The sequence below is a fragment of the Sphingobium sp. TomTYG73 genome (assembly GCF_055394245.1).
Map to the genome: position 1 here is coordinate 1566344 of NZ_AP027339.1, position 18254 is coordinate 1584597.

Sequence of the window (18254 nt, forward strand, 5' to 3'; positions counted from 1 at the left end):
ACAGGGATTGTCAACGCCGCCGGGGTCGTGCCTGACCCATTTTCCGGTTCAATTCAGTTCGATGCCCCGCTCATCCGCCCATTGCGTCAGCGCGCCACGAATATCCACGATCCCGTCGTCCAGCAGCTTGCGCATCAACGCCTGCAATTCGGCGGCATCGATAGCCCGGATCATGGCTTTGACCGGACCAACCGACGCGGGCGTAATCGACAGGCGCCGAACGCCCAGGCCAACCAGCGCCATCGCTTCCAGCGTCCGCCCGCCCATTTCCCCACAGACGCCAACCGGCACCTGATATTCCTCGCAAGTCCGCACCACCCGGCTGAGGAAGCGCAAGATGGCGATGCTCAGCCAGTCATAGCGCTCCGCCAACTTCGGATGCGCCCGGTCGGCTGCAAAGAGAAATTGCGTCAAATCATTGGTGCCGATCGACAGGAAGTCCAGCTTGGGCAGCAGCAGGTCCAGCACTTCCGCAAGCGCAGGCACCTCCAGCATCGCACCATAACGCACCGCCGACGGCACCTTCTTGCGCTGCGACACCAACCATTCGCGCTGATGCTCCACCAGAGCGCGTGCCTTCTCATATTCCCACGGCTCCGACACCATCGGGAACATGATGTTGAGCACCTTGCCCGCCGACGCTTCCAGCAACGCTCGGGCCTGCGCCTTCATCAACCCGTCGCGGTCCAGCGCCAGCCGCAGCGCGCGCCAGCCCATCGCCGGATTGTCCTCCAACTCCTCATCTTCATCGCGCTGCATGTAGGGCAGCGCCTTGTCACCCCCGATATCGACGGTGCGGAAGATGACCGGCCGGTCGCCCGCCGCGTCCAGCACATCCTTGTAGAGGCGCTGCTGCTTTTCCCGCTGCGGCAGCGTGGCGGAAACCAGGAACTGGAACTCCGTGCGGAACAGCCCGATGCCGTCAGCGCCGACCAGGTCCAGCGCCTGCGCGTCCTCACGCAGGCCCGCATTCACCATCAATTCGATACGCTGCCCGTCCGCCGTCACCGACGGCAGATCGCGCATCGCGGCAAATTCGGCCCGGCGCTTCTGCGTGACATGCAGCTTGTTCTCGAACGCCTCGTCCATGTCCGCCGTCGGGCGGATCAACAGGTTGTTCGACACGACGTCCATCAGGATGAGGTCGCCCTCATTCACCTTGTGCCGGATCTCGCGAACGCGCCCCAGCACCGGCACGCCCATGGCGCGCGCCACGATAGTGACGTGCGCGGTCAGCGACCCTTCCTCCAGGATCACGCCTTTCAACCGACGCCGGTCATATTCCAGCAGTTCCGCCGGACCCAGATTGCGCGCGATCAGGATGGCGTCTTGCCTAAGGCCCATGGTTGCCGCTGTGCCCAACTGCCCCGACACGATCCGCAACAGCCGGTTGGCCATGTCCTCCAGATCGTGCATCCGATCCTGCAACAGCGCGTCATCAATCTGCCGCATGCGCATGCGGGTGCGCTGCTGCACGCGCTCGATCGCCGCCTCGGCGGTCAATCCGCTGTCGATCGCCTCATTGATCCGCCGGATCCAGCCTTCGTCATAGGCGAACATCTTGTAGGTCTCGAGCACCTCCTGATGCTCGCCCTCCATCCCGAATTCGACCGCGCCCGTCATGCGGTCGATCTGTTCGCGCATTTTGGTGAAGGCCGAAATGACGCGCTGCCGCTCGGCCTCGGTATCCTCCGCGACCGTATGTTCGACATGAACACGCGGCTGGTGGAACACCGCGTGGCCCCGCGCCATCCCCATGACTAGCTGCAAACCCTGCAACATGATCGTGCCCGTATCCTGCACGCGCGAATCCGCCGGGCCGTCGTCGGCCAGTTCGGCATTGGCGATCAATTCCGACAGCACCATGGCCACGGTCTGTAACGCCTCGATCTCGACCTCTTCATAACGGCGCGGTTCCACATGCTGCACGCACAAGACGCCAATCGCGCGCTCGCGCCGTACAATCGGCACGCCTGCAAAACTGTGGAACAATTCTTCGCCCGTTTCCGGCCGGTAGCTATAGTCCGGATGCGCCGCGGCTTCGTCCAGGTTCAGCGTTTCCACATTGGTGGCGATCAGACCGACCAGACCCTCGCCCATCGCCATGCGGGTGACGTGGACGGCCTCCTGCTTCAAACCGCGCGTCGCGAACAGTTCCAGCAGCCCCTCGCGCACCAGATAGATGGAGCAAACCTCGCTCGACAGCGCCTGGCCGATAATGTCCACGACCTTGTTCAGCTTGGCCTGCGCGCTCGTTCGCGCAGCCATCACCTCCTGCAAACTGGTGAGGATGTGGCGGGCGGCTGCGGCGGGCGTCGTGGGCATGATCAAGCGCTAACAGATCGCAGCCCCCCTTTCCAAGAGGAAGTCAGGGTTAATCTGGAGAGAACCCCATCAAATCGTCAAAAGACGAGCGCCTTCCCCCCAAAATCCTCCCCATCGCCAGATGGGGAGGGGGACCGCCAAAGGCGGTGGAGGGGAAAATGCGCAACGTCAGCCCACCTCCCTCCGTCAGCACTATACGCCGCCACCTCCCCATCTACCCATCAAGCCGTCGCCGCCGAAGTCTCACACAATTCCTTGAACTGCTGCGCCATCTGATCCCATCCAGGATGAAACCCCATTTCTTCATGCCGCTTCAGCGCTTCCTCGCTCCAATGCCGCGCGGTCGCGGTAAAGCGCGTGCCCTCACCCTCTTGCGCAAAGCTCCAGATCGACGTCAGGAACGGCTCCTGCGGTATCCAGCCGGAAGCATAAGCATCGGTCGACACCACCCGCTCGCCCGGCACCACCTCAAGGAAAATGCCCTCCATCGGCCCGGTATCCTCGCCATCGGGGCCGAACATGCGCACGGCACTGCGGCCACCGGGGCGCAAATCTTCCTCAATCACCTCGGCCCGCCACGGCTTGGGGCAAAACCATTGGTCCTTCAGGTCCGTCCACACCTTCCACACAATCTCGCGCGGGGCGGCGATGTGACAGCTGACCGACAGCTCATGTTGCGCGCTGCTCATACCGTCGCCCCCTCATAAGCCGCCTTCATCCGGGCAAGGTCCAGCTTCTGCATGGTCATCATCACCGCCATCATGGGCTGAATGCCGGGACCGCCCTTTCGGTGCATCTCCATCACCTCTTCGGGCACCAACTGCCAGGACAGGCCATATTTGTCCTTCACCCAACCACAGGGACCGGGCGAGCCGCCATCGGCCGTCAGCACATCGAAATAGCGGTCCAGTTCCGCCTGATCCTCGCAGGACACCGACAAGGACACCGCTTCGGTAAAGGGAAATTTCGGCCCACCGTTCAATCCCTGATAGCTTTGCCCGAACAGGCTAAATTCCACCATCAGCACATCCCCTCCCTTGAAAGGCGCGGGGCTGGGCACATCATGGGGATAGCGGCTGATCGAATCCACCGATCCGCCAAAGACCGAGACATAGAAGCGCGCAGCTTCCTCGGCCTGTCCGTCGAACCACAGACAGGGTGAAATCTTGGACATCGTTCCTCTCCTTACGCTGCGGTCGAGCGCATGCCGACCAGCGCAAACATCGCGCCTTGCGGGTCGGTAGCCTGGATGATCCAGGCGCCGCCCGGCACTTCGGCAGGGCCATTAAGCACCGTGCCGCCGCCTGCCCTCACCTTCTCAACACCCACATCAATGTCGGGCACGACGAAGTAGAAAAGCCATTGCGGCACCGGCATTTGCTCGGGCTTGCGCATCATGCCGCCCTCCATCGCGTTGAACTCGGTGGCGCCGGACATGGAGAAAAGCTGATAGCTTCCCATCGGCCCCATATCCATCGCCTCGCCCTTCCCCCAGCCGAACTGCGACGTGTAAAAAGCCAGGTCCGCATCGAAATTGCCGCTGTAAAGCTCGTGCCAGCCGACATGGCCGTTCGCCATCGGCGGCGCAGCGTCCATGCCATCGGGGCTTGACCCCTTGAGCAGCATGAAGATCGCCCCGCCCGGATCGCTCATCACGGCAAAGCGGCCAACCCCCGGAATATCTTCCGGCGGCCGCTTCACGCTTGCCCCCGCACCGCTCAACCGCCCGGCATCCGCATCGACATCGGCCGATCCGACATAGCCGCCCCACCAGGGCGACATGCCGCATTCCTTCGCTTCGGCCGGAATCCGCATGATGCCACCCACCGGACCCGCGCTGCCGGACACGACATTATAGGGATCGTCCGTCCGCTCGCCACCAAAGGGCTGCGCCGTCCAGCCTACCACGTCGCCGTAGAAGGCGATCGCTGCGTCAGGGTCGCTGGTCATCAGTTCGTACCAGAAGAATTTGCCGGTGAGATCGGTCATCATCCGTCTCCTCTAGAAGGAAGTTTCAGGCCTTTTGGTCGAGCATCACGTCGAACCCGCCATAGATCATTCGCTTGCCGGAAAAGGGTATCTCCCCATCTTCCCGCATGCGGGGGTCCTTCATCGCTTTTTCCTGCCCCGCATCACGGGTCGCCTTGTCGGGCCATTCGATCCAGGAAAAGACGACATCCTCGTCCTCTTCGGCGATCACGGATGTCCGGAAGTCATTCACCTTCCCCACCGGGACATCATTGCCCCAGCATTCAACCATACGCAGCGCGCCATGTTCCAGAAAAACGGGCGCGGAACGGGCGGCAAACTGCTGATACCGCTCCTTCTGCCCCTTGGGCACGGGAACCACGAAGCCATCGATATAGCTCATCATCTCTCTCCTTATATCTGTCAGGACGAAGTCAGGCCGTCGTTTCCGGCTGATTCACAGCCAGGGCCGCCTCCATATCCATCCACGCGAGTTCCCAGATATGGCCGTCCAGATCGGCGAAATCGCGGCCGTACATGAAGCCATGATCCTGCAACGGATTGGGCTCGGTCCCTCCCGCCGCCAGCGCCTTGGCCATCGTCGCATCGACCGCCGCCCGGCTTTCCTCGCTGAGCGCAAGCAGCACCTGCGCCGTTTCATGCGCATTGGGAATGCGCCGCGCCGTGAAGCTGGAAAAACGTTCATGCGTCAGCAGCATGACGTGGATTGTGTCGGAAAAGCTGACCATCTGCGCGCTGTCATCGGCAAAGTCATTGTTCCGCACGGCACCGACCGCTTCGTAAAAGGCGATGGAAGCGGATAAGTCCTTCACCGGCAGGTTAACGAAAATCATCTTGGGCGCGGGGGCATTGGGCATCACGCATCTCCTTGAACATCGCGGCGAGGAACTATCGCTCTCGACTCACCGCCTTGAACTTTGTGGACCCATAGATTATCTTATGCAACATATAAGTTAGAAAAAATAACTAAGGACTCGCAATTGAAAAAGCGCGCCTATCAGGATGGCTGTGCAGTCGCCCATGCGCTGGACCTTGTCGGGGACCGCTGGGCCATGCCCATCATGCGGGAATTGATGCTGGGGCCAAAGCGCTTCACCGATCTGCGCGCCAGCCTGCCCGGAATCAGCGCCAACGTGCTGACGCAGCGACTGGAGGAGTTGGAGGCGGCCAGCGTCCTCATCCGCCGCCGCCTGCCCCCACCCGCCGCCAGCCAGATTTACGAACTGACGCAATGGGGCCGCGAGTCGGAAATCCTTTTCCAGGTCCTCGGCCGCTGGGCCTGCCGCTCACCTACGATGCAACCCGGCCAGCCAATGAGCAACGTCTCGGTCGTCCTCTCCATGCGCACGATGATCGACCGCAGCCGCATTGGCGATCTGGACGCCGTGATCGGCTTCCGCTTCGGCGAGGAAGAATTTCGCGCGCTATTGAAGGATGGCGACTTCACCATCGATCGCGGCTCAGCCCATGACGCAGACGTGCTGTTCAGCGGCGATCAGAACGCCCTGGCCGCCGTCGTCTATGGCGGAGCCAGCTTCAAGGATGTCGCCGACGCGCTCCAGGTCAAGGGCGACCGCGCATTGGCGGAACGCTTCGTGCGCCTGTTCCCCCTGCCCGCCAAGGCCCCCGCGACCTACCCCTCCGCTTAGCGCGTAATCGGGAAAGTCGGCACAATCACACGGGGCGCGGATGTAGCGCCCGGCACCAGCGCCTGCCCGCTTTCCTCACGCAACCTTGGCAGCGCGGGCGGCGGGACGAAGCCCGCTCCGATTTCCGCAGGCGGCTTGGGCGGCGGCGGCAAAGGCGTTGGCGACACAATCACCGTCACAGTCCCGCCAAAGCGCGACTGCCACTCCGCCAGCCGCCGCAGATAGTCGGCGTAGGCCTCGTAAAATTCCTGGAACGGCTGTTCGAGCGCGGTCAACGCCTCGGGAGCATAGCCCAGCAACTGGCTCGACGGCATCGTAAGCACCTTCGCCCCGACCTCGATCGCGGCCTTGCAGAAGGTCGGCTGAACCGGCGGCAGCGAGAAGAAATTATACACGACCGTATTCAGCAACTCACGCGACTGAAGACCCCCGCTCCCATAAGCGGCGGTGTAGTTGCGATCGACTGCGGCATTGGCCTCCCGCAGCACGTCCTTATGCACCCGCAATATCTGATTATATTGCACCCGCGCCGGTTCGTTTACGCCATGACAGGACAGCGCGGCGACATTCAACGCCATCCGCACATGCCAAAGCGCCGTATTGGCCGTCACCCCGCGATTGGGCGTCAGATATTTGCCCTCCGGATCAACCTCGGGAATGCTCATATCCTCCACCGCGCCCATCGGCGGCAATGGCTTGATCGTCCGAACGACCGGCGGCGGAGGCGTGGGCGGTGCCTTTGGAGTAGAACAGCCTGCAACCAGCGCCAAGGCGGCCACCGAAGCGATTGTCCAGACGCGACATGAAACGGCACGCAGCGGCAACCCGATATCCCCTATGAATAATTCTCTGCGCAAAAACTCATGGCCCAAACTCATGCCAAAGCCGCGCGTTCCTGGCGATGACCGCCCGGATCACTTCATCCCTCAGGAGATTCGGCTCATCCCGATATCGGGACCGGGTACACTTCAGGCGCTACGCCGCTCCAGCGCAACCGCCGCCTCGGCCATCAATTGCGCGATGATCTCCGCGACCGGCTCTTCCTTGGTGACCATGCCAACGGACTGACCCGCCATCAGCGACCCGCCTTCGACATCACCATCGATCACAGCGCGACGCAGGGCGCCTGCCCAATAATGTTCGATCTGCAACTGCGCCTCGCCCATATCGACCGATCCGCTGTCGAGCAGGTTGGCGACTTCGCGCTGTTTGGCGGTGAAAGCCTCTGTGCCGTTGTTCTTGAGTGCGCGCACGGGGATGACCGGCAGCCGCGGGTCGATCTGCACACTCGCGATCGCGTCGCGAGCGGACGCGCGGAAGAAGGATTTCTTGAAATTCGGATGCGCGATGCTCTCGCTGGCGCAGGCAAAGCGGGTGCCCAGCTGCACGCCCGCCGCACCCATTTCCAGATAGCCGGCGATCGCCTCGCCGCGCCCGATGCCGCCCGCGACGAACACCGGCACCTGCGAAGCCATTTCGGGCAAGATTTCCTGCGCCAGCACGCTGGTCGCCACCGGGCCGATATGACCGCCCGCTTCCATCCCCTCGACCACCAGCGCATCCACGCCCGAACGCACCAGCTTCTTCGCCAGGCTCAGCGCCGGGGCAAAGCAGATCAGCTTCGCGCCCTTCGCCTTGATCGCCTCGATGCTGCCCTTGGGCGGCAGGCCACCTGCCAGCACGACATGACCGACTTCATGACGCGCGCACACTTCGATCAGGTCGAACAGCTGCGGGTGCATGGTGATAAGGTTCACGCCAAAAGGCTTGCTCGTCAGCGCCTTCGTCGCCGCGATTTCCTTGTCCAGTAGTTCCGGCGTCATCGCCCCACAAGCGATCACGCCGAACCCGCCAGCGTTGGAAATGGCCGCAACCAAATTCCGCTCCGACACCCAACTCATCGCCCCGCACATGATAGCGACCTCGCACCCGAGAAATTCGGTGCCGCGAGCCATCAGGGAAGTGAGTTTGGCGTTGGTCATATGCATATTCCTAGAATCACAAAGCCCCTCCCCTTCAGGGGAGGGGTTGGGGTGGGGGGCTTCCCCACGCATTGTTCTATGGGGCACGGCCCCACCCCCGACCCCTCCCCTGAAGGGGAGGGGAGAAAAGGTCAAGCGACCGGCGCGTCGAGCCCATAAGCCGTGTGCAACACACGCACCGCCAGCTCCGTCTCATCCTCGTCGATCAGCACCGAAACCTTGATCTCGCTGGTCGAGATGGCGAGGATATTGATCCCACGCTCGGCCAGCGACTTGAACATCGTCGACGCGACACCCGCATGGCTCTTCATGCCGACGCCCACGACGCTAATCTTCGCGACCTTCGTATCGGGGATCACGCGATTGAAGCCGATCTCTTCCTTCTGGCTTTCCAGCACGTCGAGCGCGCGGGCCAGATCAGCGCCCGGCACGGTGAAGGTAACGTCCGTCTCGCCCTTGTCGCGGCCGACATTCTGGATGATCATATCGACGTTGATCGCGGCATCTGCCAGCGGGCCGAAGATGTGCGCCACCGCGCCCGGACGATCCGGCACGCGGGTCAGGGTGATCTTCGCCTCATTCTTGTCATGGGCGATGCCGGTGATGAGCTGACGTTCCATCTTGTCTTCCTTGAGCTTGGCTTCCAGTTCCTCTTCGCTGACGATCAGCGTGCCGGGGAGGTCGGTCTGGGTGGGATCATCGAAGGAGGAAAGCACCTGCACGACCACGCCTTCCTTCATGGCGAGGCCGACGGATCGGGTCTGGAGCACCTTGGCGCCGACCGATGCCAGTTCCAGCATTTCCTCATAGGTGACGAGGTCCAGCTTGCGCGCGCGCGCCACGATGCGGGGATCGGTGGTGTAGACGCCATCGACGTCGGTATAAATGTCGCAGCGATCAGCCTTCAGGGCCGCCGCGACTGCGACCGCCGAAGTGTCCGAACCACCACGACCCAGGGTCGAGATGCGGCCATCCTCCATCATGCCCTGAAAACCGGGGATAACCGCCACGGTGCCACCGCGCATGGACGAAAGAAGGTCTAGCGTATCGATCTCGCCAATGCGCGCCTTGGCATGAGCTTCGTTCGTGCGAATGGGAAGCTGCCAACCGAGCCAGCTGCGCGCATCGACACCCATGGCCTTCAGCGTCATGGCGAGCAGGCCGCTCGTCACCTGTTCGCCTGAAGCGACCACAACGTCATATTCAGCGGGATCGTAAAGCGCGGAAGCTTCCTTGCAGAACCCCACCAGCCGGTCCGTCTCGCCCGCCATCGCGGATACGACGACAGCAACTTCATGGCCCTGCTCGACGACATGTTTGACGCGCGCGGCCACGTTGCGAATTCGCTCCATCCCCGCCATGGAGGTGCCGCCGAATTTCATCACGATGCGCGCCATTTGCCTGTCAAACCTGTCTGCTGATCTGGAAAGCGTCTGTCCCCCTCCGGGGAAAAACGGCGCCGCTATAGCAGCAGCGGCAGATATGGCAAGCAAGCCATCGGCCGGGCGGAACCCCATAGTGCCGTCGCTCATGCATATCGCCGCCCCGCAAGACTTAGAGCTTCATACCTCTATCTGAATCACCCTACCCCGTTCGGGCTGAGCTTGTCGAAGCCCTCTTTTTCATGAAAAGAGACAGAGCCCCCTTCAACTACCTGCTTACAGCAGGCGCTCAGGACAGGCTTCGACAGGCTCACGGCAAACGGAAGCAGGAGGCGGTGCCTGTTTAAAGCATGATGATTTAAATGCCCGTGGCGCGCCGGCGCGCAGCTTGGTAGTCAGAGCGCATGGCCAATTCAGCGACAAGCACGATCGATCCCCGCGAAGCCGCCCACTTCGGCGCGATGGCGGCCGACTGGTGGGATCCCAAGGGCAGCAGCGCGATGCTGCACAAACTCAATCCGGTAAGGCTGCGCTATATTCGTAGCGCGATCGACCGGCACTGGCTTGGCGAGGAAAGCAGCTTCCACCCACTTGAAGGCAAATCTGCGCTGGATGTGGGATGCGGCGCGGGCCTTTTGTCCGAACCTCTGGCACGGTTGGGCGCTGCGGTCACCGCGCTCGACGCGGCGGAAGAAAATATCGCCATCGCCCGCGCCCATGCGGACGGTCAGGGTCTCCTGATCGACTATCGCGCGACGCCCGTCGAACAGCTCAACGCCGGAAGCTTCGATCTCGTCACCTCCATGGAAGTCGTCGAGCATGTCACCGACCCCGCCGCCTTCGTCCGTGCGCTGGCGGACAAGCTCAATCCCAACGGCCTGCTCATCATGTCCACGCCAAACCGCACCCCACTCTCACGCCTCGCGATGATCCGCATCGGCGAAGGGATCGGCGGCATTCCAAAGGGAACGCACGACTGGGACAAGTTCCTGACGCCCGATGAACTGACCGAGATGCTCGTCAAGGCCGGACTGGAGGTGACCGATGTCACCGGCCTCTCCTTCGACCCGCGCAAGGGCTTCACGCTCTCATCGAACAAGGCGATCAACTATCTGCTGACGGCGCGCCACGCTGGCTAGCCTCATTCCAAGCATCGAGGCGTAAATCGGCACCACCTTTAAAAAACACCGTTCGCCCTGAGCCTGTCGAGCCGAAGGCCGGCGAAGCCAACGGCTCTACTTCCTCTTTAGCAAGGAAAAGGCTTCGACAAGCTCAGCCCGAACGGGGTGAGTAATTCAGACTAAGCACACACCACTTTAGCCGCTAATTCTGAACTAGGCCCCAGCCTTCGCAGGAACACGTCGCATCTCAACCAAAACATCAGCACCCTAAAAAGCGGTCGCCCCCGGGCCTGGGGGCGACCGCTTCCCAACCCCCCGCTCGGAGGGTTGTCTCGTCAGGCTGCTTGCGCCGCCTCTTCCGAAGCGGGCAGGCGGATAAGATAATCGAAGGCGGAAAGCGCCGCTGTCGATCCTGCTCCCATGGCGATCACGATCTGCTTGTAGGGCACGGTCGTGCAGTCGCCCGCAGCGAATATCCCTGGCTGACTCGTTTCGCCCCTGGCGTCAATCTCGATCTCTCCGCGTGGCGACAGCGCGATCGCGTCCTTCAGCCATTCCGTGTTCGGGACCAGCCCGATCTGCACGAAAATGCCCTCCAGCTCGACATCATGCTCGGTGCCATTGTTGCGGTCCTTGTAGGACAGGCCCGTAACCTTGGCTCCATCGCCGTCCACCTTGGTGGTGAGCGCCGAAGTGATGATCCGCACATTGGGCAGGCTGGCGAGCTTGCGCTGCAACACCGCGTCGGCGCGCAACTGGCTATCGAACTCGATCAGCGTCACATGGGCGACAATGCCCGCAAGATCGATCGCCGCTTCGACACCACTATTGCCGCCGCCGATCACTGCCACACGTTTGCCCTTGAACAAGGGGCCATCGCAGTGCGGGCAATAGGCCACGCCCTTGTTGCGATATTCATCCTCGCCCGGCACGCCCATCTGCCGCCAGCGCGCGCCCGTGGACAGGATCAGGGTGCGTCCTTTGAGCGACGCGCCATTTTCCAGCACGACCTCATGATAGCCGCCTTCAGTCTTTGCCGGGATCAGCTTGGCCGCCTTTTGCAGGTTCATGATCTCGACATCATAATCCTTCACATGCGCTTCCAGCTGCGCGGCCAGCTTCGGTCCCTCGGTGTGGCTCACCGAAATGAAATTCTCGATCGCCATCGTGTCGAGCACCTGCCCACCGAATCGTTCCGCCGCAACACCGGTACGGATGCCCTTGCGCGCCGCATAGATCGCCGCCGCCGCACCAGCGGGTCCACCGCCGACCACCAGCACCTCGAAGGGCTCCTGCGCCTTGATCCTCTCCGCCGCGCGTTCCGCCGCGCCGCTGTCAATCTTTGCGACGATCTGCTCCAGTTCCATGCGACCCGAAGCGAAGGGCTCGCCATTCAGGAACACGGTCGGCACCGCCATCACCTGACGCGCATCCACCTCTTCCTTGAACAGCGCGCCATCGATCGCGACATGCTTAATGCGCGGGTTGAGCACACTCATCAGATTCAGCGCCTGCACCACGTCGGGGCAGTTTTGGCACGACAGCGAGAAATAGGTCTCAAAGCTGAAATCGCCGTCCAGCTCCTTGATCTGCTCGATCAACTCCTGCGCCGCCTTGGACGGATGCCCGCCCACCTGTAGCAGCGCCAGCACCAGCGACGTGAACTCATGCCCCATCGGAATGCCCGCGAAGGTCACGCCGATATCGGTCCCCGCCCGCCGGATCATGAAGCTGGGCTTGCGCCTGTCATTACCGGAGGTCACCGTCACCTTGTCCGACAGCTCGGCAATCTCGTTCAGCAAGCCTTCCAACTCACGCGACTTCGCGCCTTCGTCCAGCGACGCCACCAGCTCGATCGGCTGCGTGATGTTCGCCATATAGGTCTTCAACTGACCCTTCAGATTTGCGTCCAACATCTATCGTAGCTCCATTGAATTGGCGCACCGCCCGTGGGCACGCGGGTCCGCTTGCCGGACGATACGACCCGAAGGTCCGGCATGTCAGCGGTCAAATTGTCAGGTAAAACCCCCGCCGGGCCGGGGAGTTGCTCAACCCGGCCCGGCGAAAGGTCAGGTTTGCTTAGATCTTGCCGACGAGGTCGAGCGAGGGAGCCAGGGTTTCTTCACCCTCTTCCCACTTGGCCGGGCACACTTCGCCGGGGTGAGCGGCGACATATTGCGCAGCCTTGACCTTGCGGAGCAGTTCGGTCGCGTTGCGGCCGACACCTTCCGACGTGATTTCCATGAACTGGATCACGCCTTCGGGATCGACCAGGAACGTCGCGCGATCAGCCAAGCCGACGCCCGGACGCATCACGTCGAAATTGTTGGTGATCTGACCCGACTGGTCGCCCAGCATATAATAGTTGATCTTGCTGATCGCGGGCGAAGTGTCGTGCCATGCCTTGTGGCTGAAATGCGTGTCGGTCGAAACCGAATAGACTTCCACGTTCAGCGACTGCAGCGTCGGGTAGATGCCGGCCAGGTCTTCCAGCTCCGTCGGACACACGAAAGTGAAGTCAGCGGGATAGAAGAAGAAAATCGCCCACTTGCCCTTCACGTCTGCGTCGGTAACATCGACGAACTTGCCTTCCTTGAACGCGGTGGCTTTGAACGGCTTGATGCTGGTGTTGATGAGAGCCATGGGCTTTCCAGTTCCTTCTGAGGGGTTGCTGTTGCCCGGCCTATGTAGGGAGGTAGCAGGGTAAGGGGAAATTGCTTTTCTTCACACCACTTATTGAGAAAAGCGATCAAGCCCCTAACGATTGATCGACCGGCTCATCCCTTGGCTTCTGAAGGACATAGGTCATGGCTTCCCTGGCCATCTCCAGCGCCTCATCGATAGTGAAGGTCGAGGAATCCAGACAAAGCTCCAGCCACAACCCATCCAGCATGGCCGTCAAACCAATCGCCGCGATCCGCGCAGCCGGGCGCGGTATCTGCGGCGCCGCCTCGCGCAGCAACACCTCCAACCGCTCGCGCGATCCGCCATAGGTTTCCGCATGCGTCGCAGCGATCTCGGGACTGGTCTTCACCAGACTCCAGAAGGAAATCCAGGTCGCCAGCAAATTGGGGTCCAGCACCGGCGGCTGCAAATTCGCCCTTATATAAGCCCACAGCCGGTCAAGCGGATCAGCCCCCGCTTCTGCAACGGCCTGCTCCAAAGCCGCCGCCACCTTATTTCCAACCTCGCGATAGGTGGCGAGGATAAGGGCATCGACGCCGTCGAAATAATGGGTGAGCAATCCCGCCGACACACCGGCCCGCGCGCAGATCGCCCGAACGGAAGTCGCGGCCACGCCCTTCTCCGCAAGGCACTGCGCCGTCGCTTCGATCAGCGCCTGACGCCTGACATCGGGTGTTTCCCTGACAAAGCGCGCGCGCCCCTGGATCCTGCCAATCTGTATCCTGCCAAGGCGGCCTGCGGTCTTCTCCACGTCTCTTTTCCCGTCACCATGCCGCACCCCCTCGGGGCGGTCCATCCCGCCCCCTTCCCGCAACATGGATCACCGCGCCTTCGATCACCATTTAGGCCAGCAATGCAAGGGGAATTATGGTGCGCAGCCCCGTCAGGCAGGCTCGCTCAACTCTTCCAAAGCGGTAAAGCGTTGCGACCACAGCGCCCCGTAAATCGCCATCCATTGCACGACCGGAGCCAGGCCCTTCACCCGCGCCGCATAATAGGTCTCCCGCCCCGCCCGGCGAGCCGTCACCAAACGCGCGCGCTTCAGCTTCCCCAAATGCCGCGACACCATCGGTTGCGATACATCGGAGACGGCCGTCAGGGCATGCACGCTCTGCTCGCCCTCCTTCACCAGATATTCCAGCAAGGCCCGCCGCGTCCCATCGGAAAGCGCCTTGAAAAGTTCGTCACATGCCGCCGAGCGGTCGCCACTTGAAACAGGATCATTCATTGCGAACTCATAACCAAATGATTATGAGAAGATCAAGCGAAGACCGTTTTTGACGGGTCGAAGCGACGTTAACCAAAAAAAGTTGGCGGGGTCCAGCAGCTGAGTCTTTTGAGTCACACCACCTGATATTGAGTCCCGCGACTAAATCCGGACTCAACATGTCGTGTCTACCTCTTTCGTTCTCACGCTGTTAACTTTTGTCTGAGGCTCAATGGCTAAGCCGTTGATCTTGACGCCGGACTCTCGACGACTCAACGCTGGTCCTCGAAACGAATGGGGGTCACATAATGGGTGTCATGGAACGCGTCGCACCGCGGCGTAAAAGGGCGGTTGCGCCGATCGAAAAAGAGGCGGTCAACGTCCCGGCAAACTGCCTGCTGCGCGGCGACTGCATCGCCGAAATGGCCAAGCTGCCCGGCGCCTGCATCGACATGATCTTCGCCGATCCGCCCTATAACCTTCAGCTCGGCGGCGACCTGTTCCGCCCCGAAGGCGGCCGGGTCGATGCCGTCGACAATGACTGGGACAAATTCGATACGCTCAGCAGCTATGACCGCTTTACGAAGGCATGGCTGGCGCAGGCCCGCCGCATCCTGAAGCCCAATGGCAGCATCTGGGTCATCGGCAGCTACCACAACATCTTCCGCGTCGGCACCGCCCTTCAGGACGAAGGCTTTTGGATTCTCAACGACATCATCTGGCGCAAGTCGAACCCCATGCCCAATTTCAAGGGCACCCGCTTCACCAACGCGCATGAAACGCTGATCTGGGCCAGTCAGGGCGAAGACGCCAAATATACCTTCAACTATAAGGCGATGAAGACGCTCAATGACGAGCTTCAGATGCGCTCCGACTGGGTGCTGCCGATCTGCGGCGGCCAGGAACGGCTGAAGCGTAACGGGACCAAGGCGCACCCGACGCAAAAGCCCGAATCCTTGCTCTACCGCGTGCTTCTGGCCTGCACAAAGCCGGGCGACGTCGTGCTCGATCCCTTCTTCGGCACCGGCACCACCGGCGCGGTCGCCAAGCGTCTCGGCCGCAAATGGATCGGCATCGAACGCGAAGACAGCTATATCGAAGTCGCCATGGAGCGCATCGAAGCCGCCCTGCCGCTGGACGAATCCGCGCTCACCATCATGCAGAGCGCCAAGAGCCAACCCAAGGTCGCCTTCGGCACGCTCGTCGAAACCGGCTATCTCCAGCCCGGCGCGATCCTGACCGACGCCAAGCGCCGCTGGCAGGCCACCGTGCGCGCGGACGGCTCGCTCAGCGTCGGCACCGACACGGGTTCGATCCACAAAATGGGCGCAACCCTGCAAAACGCGCCCAGCTGCAATGGTTGGACCTTCTGGCACCACGAGGTCGAAGGCGCCCTCAAGCCCATCGACACGCTGCGCCAGACTTACCTGCTGGCAAACGAACCCTGATAGCGCCCATACCAAAACTCCAAACCAACCTCCGTTCGGGCTGAGCCTGTCGAAGCCCCTTCCTTTCCTTTAACAAGGAAAAGCCCTCGACAGGCGCAGCGTGAACGAGACCAGCCATGACCCTCTCCACTCTCCCCCAAGACGCCCGGCTTTACCTTAAGCCCACATGGTTCGTCCCCTCCCCCATCGGCCTGCCCGATGGGTCAGCGGCGCGCATGGCGAACGGCCTCATCTGGTTCCAGGCCTATGAGCTAACCGCACTTCAAGGCTCCCAACGCCTCGCCCGGACCACAATCCCGGTCGCCCAGTTCGCCGAAACCATCGCCACCCTCCCCGACGCGCTCGCCGAACGAGCGCAGCGCCTGGCTGCAAACATTTCCGCCCAACGCCAGCCGCTCGCACTAGGCGATCGCACCATCCGCTTCGACGCGCCCCAAGTAATGGCGATCCTCAACGTAACGCCCGACAGCTTCTCCGATGGCGGCAAGCATATGGACCACCCGCAAGCCGCAGCCGACGCAGGCTTCGCCATGGCGGCCGCAGGCGCCGCGCTGATCGACATAGGCGGGGAATCCACCCGCCCCAAAGCGCCCAAAGTCTGGGAGGGCGACGAAATCGCCCGCGTCGTCCCCGTCATCGAAAAGCTTGCGGCCGCAGGCGTCCCGGTCTCCATCGACACCCGCAAGGCGTCCGTCATGGAAGCGGCGCTCGCAGCAGGCGCAAAGGTCATCAATGATGTCAGCGCCCTCGCCCACGATCCCCGCGCGATGGAAGTCGCGGCGCGGTCAGCCTGCCCCGCCATCCTGATGCATGCGCCTTCCTCCGGCGATGACCCGCACGACAATCCCGGCGGCTATGGCGATGTCGTCGCCGACGTGTTCGACATGCTCGAAAGCCGCATTGAAGCCTGTGTCGCCGCAGGCATCACGCGTGACAGGATCATGGTCGATCCGGGCCTGGGCTTCGGCAAATCGCTCGCCGACAATCTCGCGCTGGTCAACGGCCTCGCCACCTTCCAAGGCCTCGGTGTACCCCTCCTCTTCGCCGGAAGCCGCAAGCGCTTGATCGGCGCCCTCTCCAACGAAGCCCCCGCCCCCGACCGCCTCGGCGGCTCCATCGCCCTCGCCTTCCGCGCCGCGCAATCCGGCGCGCAGATGGTGCGCGTCCATGACGTAAAGGAAAGCGTGCAAGCCCTGCACCTCTGGCGCGGCCTCGCCGACGCAGGGCTGAGCGCGGTCTGAAGCATGATCATGCTTGAGTGATCGTCACCCCGGACTTGATCCGGGGTCCCGCTTCTTTTCTGACGCTGCCGATGCAGCGGGACCCCGGGTGGAACCCGGGATGACGGAAAATCAGCCTTAATGCGATGCTTCCGTGTAAAACGATCAGCCTCTAAGGATCGCAAGCACTCTTAACCCGGCCGCCCTGAGCCTCAGGCCAACAACCCAAGCCCGTTCGGGCTGAGCTTGTCGAAGCCCCTTCCTTCTCTTCAGCAATCAACCCGGAAAGCTGCAATGACCCGCTATCGGCGCTAAGCCGCCCGCCTCCGTCCCGTTCAGACTGAGCGGATCGAAGCCCTCACCTATTCAAAACGAAGGCGTCAGACCTCCGGAAAACAGGCACGTAACCTACCACCGCCGCAACCTCGGCCGAAACACACTCGGATCAATCGCCAGCACCGGTACATCCCGAGCCGCCAATTCAACCTCCGCCTGCTCCACCACCGGCGGCCTGGCACCCGGCGTGAAAGTGACCACCGCCGTCCCCGGATCATCCAGCACCAGCCGATCCAGCATCAACGCAGGCCCCAACTCATCCGCATTCACCCGAACCAGCGTGCCAAGCTCCGTCATCCCAAACAATGTCCGGGCAAAGGCGGTAGGCAATCTTATGCAACCATGGCTCGCCGGATAACCCGGATTATGCCCCGCATGCAGCGCCACCCCATCCCATGTCAGCCTTTGCATGAACGGCATGGGAGCGTTGCTGTAGAGGTTGGACCGATGCCATTCCCGCTTTTGCAGGATCGTGAACTCGCCGGTCGGCGTCCGATGTCCCGCCGTGCCGGTCGACACGCTCGCCACGCCCACCAGCCGGTCCCCGCTATAGACATGCACCATCTGCCGTTGAAGGCTGATGATCAGGTAAAGCGGCCCGTCAAACGGTCCTTCCTCTAGCCAACGATAGCCGCCCGGCTGCACCACCTCACCATCCGGAATCGTGGGCTGAGCAGCAGCGTCACGCGTCGGCGAAAGAGAAGCTAGGGCGACCAGCGCCAGCAGGAACGGCATCACGCGCATAAAGACTTTCTTAGCCATAATGCGCGGCTACGCCAGCCGGGAAGCGGTCAATTGCTCGCTATTCTTAATCCCATTGCGACACAGGTTAAGAATGCTGATCCTTTCCGCATACGGCGCACAAGAACATTGGTCAGGCAACCGGCATCTCTGCTGACCCGGAAAGTGC

At 62.0% G+C, this 18254-nt stretch carries 18 protein-coding genes; 4 read left to right on the forward strand and 14 right to left on the reverse strand.

Annotated elements, in window-relative coordinates; all coding sequences use genetic code 11:
• Window positions 1–48: 48 nt before the first annotated feature.
• From ptsP to ACZ5TH_RS07950, 6 genes are all read right to left on the reverse strand, one after another.
• The gene (ptsP, locus tag ACZ5TH_RS07925) at window positions 49–2325 is read right to left on the reverse strand and encodes a phosphoenolpyruvate--protein phosphotransferase (protein ID WP_464793530.1); all 2277 of its coding nucleotides are present in this window, start codon (window positions 2323–2325) and stop codon (window positions 49–51) included.
• Window positions 2326–2546: 221 nt separating this feature from the next.
• The gene (locus ACZ5TH_RS07930; RefSeq protein WP_460986255.1) at window positions 2547–3014 is read right to left on the reverse strand and encodes an SRPBCC family protein; all 468 of its coding nucleotides are present in this window, start codon (window positions 3012–3014) and stop codon (window positions 2547–2549) included.
• The gene (locus ACZ5TH_RS07935) at window positions 3011–3499 is read right to left on the reverse strand and encodes a VOC family protein (protein ID WP_464793531.1); all 489 of its coding nucleotides are present in this window, start codon (window positions 3497–3499) and stop codon (window positions 3011–3013) included. The genes ACZ5TH_RS07930 and ACZ5TH_RS07935 overlap by 4 nt, the downstream gene beginning before the upstream one ends.
• Before the next feature lie 11 nt (window positions 3500–3510).
• A complete protein-coding gene (locus tag ACZ5TH_RS07940) occupies window positions 3511–4314 on the reverse strand; it encodes a VOC family protein (RefSeq protein ID WP_464793532.1) in 804 nt (267 codons plus the stop codon).
• Window positions 4315–4339: 25 nt separating this feature from the next.
• Window positions 4340–4696 carry a DUF1428 domain-containing protein gene (locus ACZ5TH_RS07945; protein WP_464793533.1) on the reverse strand — a complete coding sequence of 119 codons (357 nt, stop codon included), beginning with the start codon at window positions 4694–4696 and terminating at the stop codon, window positions 4340–4342.
• A gap of 31 nt (window positions 4697–4727) precedes the next feature.
• A complete protein-coding gene (locus ACZ5TH_RS07950; RefSeq protein ID WP_460986258.1) occupies window positions 4728–5171 on the reverse strand; it encodes a VOC family protein in 444 nt (147 codons plus the stop codon).
• 123 nt (window positions 5172–5294) lie between these two features.
• Between ACZ5TH_RS07950 and ACZ5TH_RS07955 the strand changes: the two genes are divergently transcribed.
• Window positions 5295–5963, forward strand: a complete 669-nt coding sequence (locus tag ACZ5TH_RS07955; protein ID WP_464793534.1) for a winged helix-turn-helix transcriptional regulator — start codon at window positions 5295–5297, stop codon at window positions 5961–5963.
• Here the strand turns inward: ACZ5TH_RS07955 and ACZ5TH_RS07960 are convergent.
• From ACZ5TH_RS07960 to ACZ5TH_RS07970, 3 genes are all read right to left on the reverse strand, one after another.
• Window positions 5960–6742, reverse strand: coding sequence for a hypothetical protein (locus ACZ5TH_RS07960; RefSeq protein ID WP_464793535.1), 783 nt, complete (start codon window positions 6740–6742; stop codon window positions 5960–5962). The genes ACZ5TH_RS07955 and ACZ5TH_RS07960 overlap by 4 nt on opposite strands.
• 189 nt (window positions 6743–6931) lie before the next feature.
• On the reverse strand, window positions 6932–7945 hold the full coding sequence (locus tag ACZ5TH_RS07965; RefSeq protein ID WP_464793536.1) for an NAD(P)H-dependent flavin oxidoreductase: 1014 nt from the start codon (window positions 7943–7945) through the stop codon (window positions 6932–6934).
• Between the two features lie 131 nt (window positions 7946–8076).
• Window positions 8077–9342, reverse strand: coding sequence for an aspartate kinase (locus ACZ5TH_RS07970; protein WP_464771108.1), 1266 nt, complete (start codon window positions 9340–9342; stop codon window positions 8077–8079).
• A gap of 389 nt (window positions 9343–9731) precedes the next feature.
• Between ACZ5TH_RS07970 and ubiG the strand changes: the two genes are divergently transcribed.
• The gene (ubiG, locus tag ACZ5TH_RS07975; protein WP_464793537.1) at window positions 9732–10466 is read left to right on the forward strand and encodes a bifunctional 2-polyprenyl-6-hydroxyphenol methylase/3-demethylubiquinol 3-O-methyltransferase UbiG; all 735 of its coding nucleotides are present in this window, start codon (window positions 9732–9734) and stop codon (window positions 10464–10466) included.
• A gap of 317 nt (window positions 10467–10783) precedes the next feature.
• On the opposite strand, the gene ahpF is transcribed toward ubiG, so the two are convergent.
• From ahpF to ACZ5TH_RS07995, 4 genes are all read right to left on the reverse strand, one after another.
• Window positions 10784–12364 (reverse strand): alkyl hydroperoxide reductase subunit F, encoded by a 1581-nt coding sequence (gene ahpF / locus ACZ5TH_RS07980; RefSeq protein WP_464793538.1) that lies wholly within the window; start codon window positions 12362–12364, stop codon window positions 10784–10786.
• Between the two features lie 163 nt (window positions 12365–12527).
• Window positions 12528–13091, reverse strand: a complete 564-nt coding sequence (ahpC, locus tag ACZ5TH_RS07985; protein WP_196224206.1) for an alkyl hydroperoxide reductase subunit C — start codon at window positions 13089–13091, stop codon at window positions 12528–12530.
• A gap of 106 nt (window positions 13092–13197) precedes the next feature.
• The gene (gene betI, locus ACZ5TH_RS07990) at window positions 13198–13929 is read right to left on the reverse strand and encodes a transcriptional regulator BetI (protein WP_464793539.1); all 732 of its coding nucleotides are present in this window, start codon (window positions 13927–13929) and stop codon (window positions 13198–13200) included.
• An 87-nt stretch (window positions 13930–14016) separates the two neighbouring features.
• The gene (locus tag ACZ5TH_RS07995) at window positions 14017–14361 is read right to left on the reverse strand and encodes an ArsR/SmtB family transcription factor (protein ID WP_449473592.1); all 345 of its coding nucleotides are present in this window, start codon (window positions 14359–14361) and stop codon (window positions 14017–14019) included.
• 287 nt (window positions 14362–14648) lie between these two features.
• On the opposite strand from ACZ5TH_RS07995, the gene ACZ5TH_RS08000 reads away from it, so the two are divergent.
• Both ACZ5TH_RS08000 and folP read left to right on the forward strand, forming a co-directional pair.
• Window positions 14649–15788 (forward strand): DNA methyltransferase, encoded by a 1140-nt coding sequence (locus ACZ5TH_RS08000; RefSeq protein ID WP_464793540.1) that lies wholly within the window; start codon window positions 14649–14651, stop codon window positions 15786–15788.
• Window positions 15789–15904: 116 nt separating this feature from the next.
• Window positions 15905–17029, forward strand: a complete 1125-nt coding sequence (gene folP / locus ACZ5TH_RS08005) for a dihydropteroate synthase (protein ID WP_464793541.1) — start codon at window positions 15905–15907, stop codon at window positions 17027–17029.
• A 387-nt stretch (window positions 17030–17416) separates the two neighbouring features.
• On the opposite strand, the gene ACZ5TH_RS08010 is transcribed toward folP, so the two are convergent.
• The gene (locus ACZ5TH_RS08010) at window positions 17417–18079 is read right to left on the reverse strand and encodes a L,D-transpeptidase family protein (RefSeq protein WP_464795078.1); all 663 of its coding nucleotides are present in this window, start codon (window positions 18077–18079) and stop codon (window positions 17417–17419) included.
• Window positions 18080–18254 lie beyond the last annotated feature (175 nt).

Excerpts from the sequence above, each read along its gene's own strand:
- ptsP (WP_464793530.1), bottom strand. The coding sequence starts at position 2,325 with ATGCCCACGACGCCCGCCGCAGCCGCCCGCCACATCCTCACCAGTTTG.
- ACZ5TH_RS07930 (WP_460986255.1), bottom strand. The coding sequence starts at position 3,014 with ATGAGCAGCGCGCAACATGAGCTGTCGGTCAGCTGTCACATCGCCGCC.
- ACZ5TH_RS07935 (WP_464793531.1), bottom strand. The coding sequence starts at position 3,499 with ATGTCCAAGATTTCACCCTGTCTGTGGTTCGACGGACAGGCCGAGGAA.
- ACZ5TH_RS07940 (WP_464793532.1), bottom strand. The coding sequence starts at position 4,314 with ATGACCGATCTCACCGGCAAATTCTTCTGGTACGAACTGATGACCAGC.
- ACZ5TH_RS07945 (WP_464793533.1), bottom strand. The coding sequence starts at position 4,696 with ATGAGCTATATCGATGGCTTCGTGGTTCCCGTGCCCAAGGGGCAGAAG.
- ACZ5TH_RS07950 (WP_460986258.1), bottom strand. The coding sequence starts at position 5,171 with ATGCCCAATGCCCCCGCGCCCAAGATGATTTTCGTTAACCTGCCGGTG.
- ACZ5TH_RS07965 (WP_464793536.1), bottom strand. The coding sequence starts at position 7,945 with ATGACCAACGCCAAACTCACTTCCCTGATGGCTCGCGGCACCGAATTT.
- ACZ5TH_RS07970 (WP_464771108.1), bottom strand. The coding sequence starts at position 9,342 with ATGGCGCGCATCGTGATGAAATTCGGCGGCACCTCCATGGCGGGGATG.
- ubiG (WP_464793537.1), top strand. The coding sequence starts at position 9,732 with ATGGCCAATTCAGCGACAAGCACGATCGATCCCCGCGAAGCCGCCCAC.
- ahpF (WP_464793538.1), bottom strand. The coding sequence starts at position 12,364 with ATGTTGGACGCAAATCTGAAGGGTCAGTTGAAGACCTATATGGCGAAC.
- ahpC (WP_196224206.1), bottom strand. The coding sequence starts at position 13,091 with ATGGCTCTCATCAACACCAGCATCAAGCCGTTCAAAGCCACCGCGTTC.
- betI (WP_464793539.1), bottom strand. The coding sequence starts at position 13,929 with ATGGACCGCCCCGAGGGGGTGCGGCATGGTGACGGGAAAAGAGACGTG.
- ACZ5TH_RS07995 (WP_449473592.1), bottom strand. The coding sequence starts at position 14,361 with ATGAATGATCCTGTTTCAAGTGGCGACCGCTCGGCGGCATGTGACGAA.
- ACZ5TH_RS08000 (WP_464793540.1), top strand. The coding sequence starts at position 14,649 with ATGGGTGTCATGGAACGCGTCGCACCGCGGCGTAAAAGGGCGGTTGCG.
- folP (WP_464793541.1), top strand. The coding sequence starts at position 15,905 with ATGACCCTCTCCACTCTCCCCCAAGACGCCCGGCTTTACCTTAAGCCC.
- ACZ5TH_RS08010 (WP_464795078.1), bottom strand. The coding sequence starts at position 18,079 with ATGCCGTTCCTGCTGGCGCTGGTCGCCCTAGCTTCTCTTTCGCCGACG.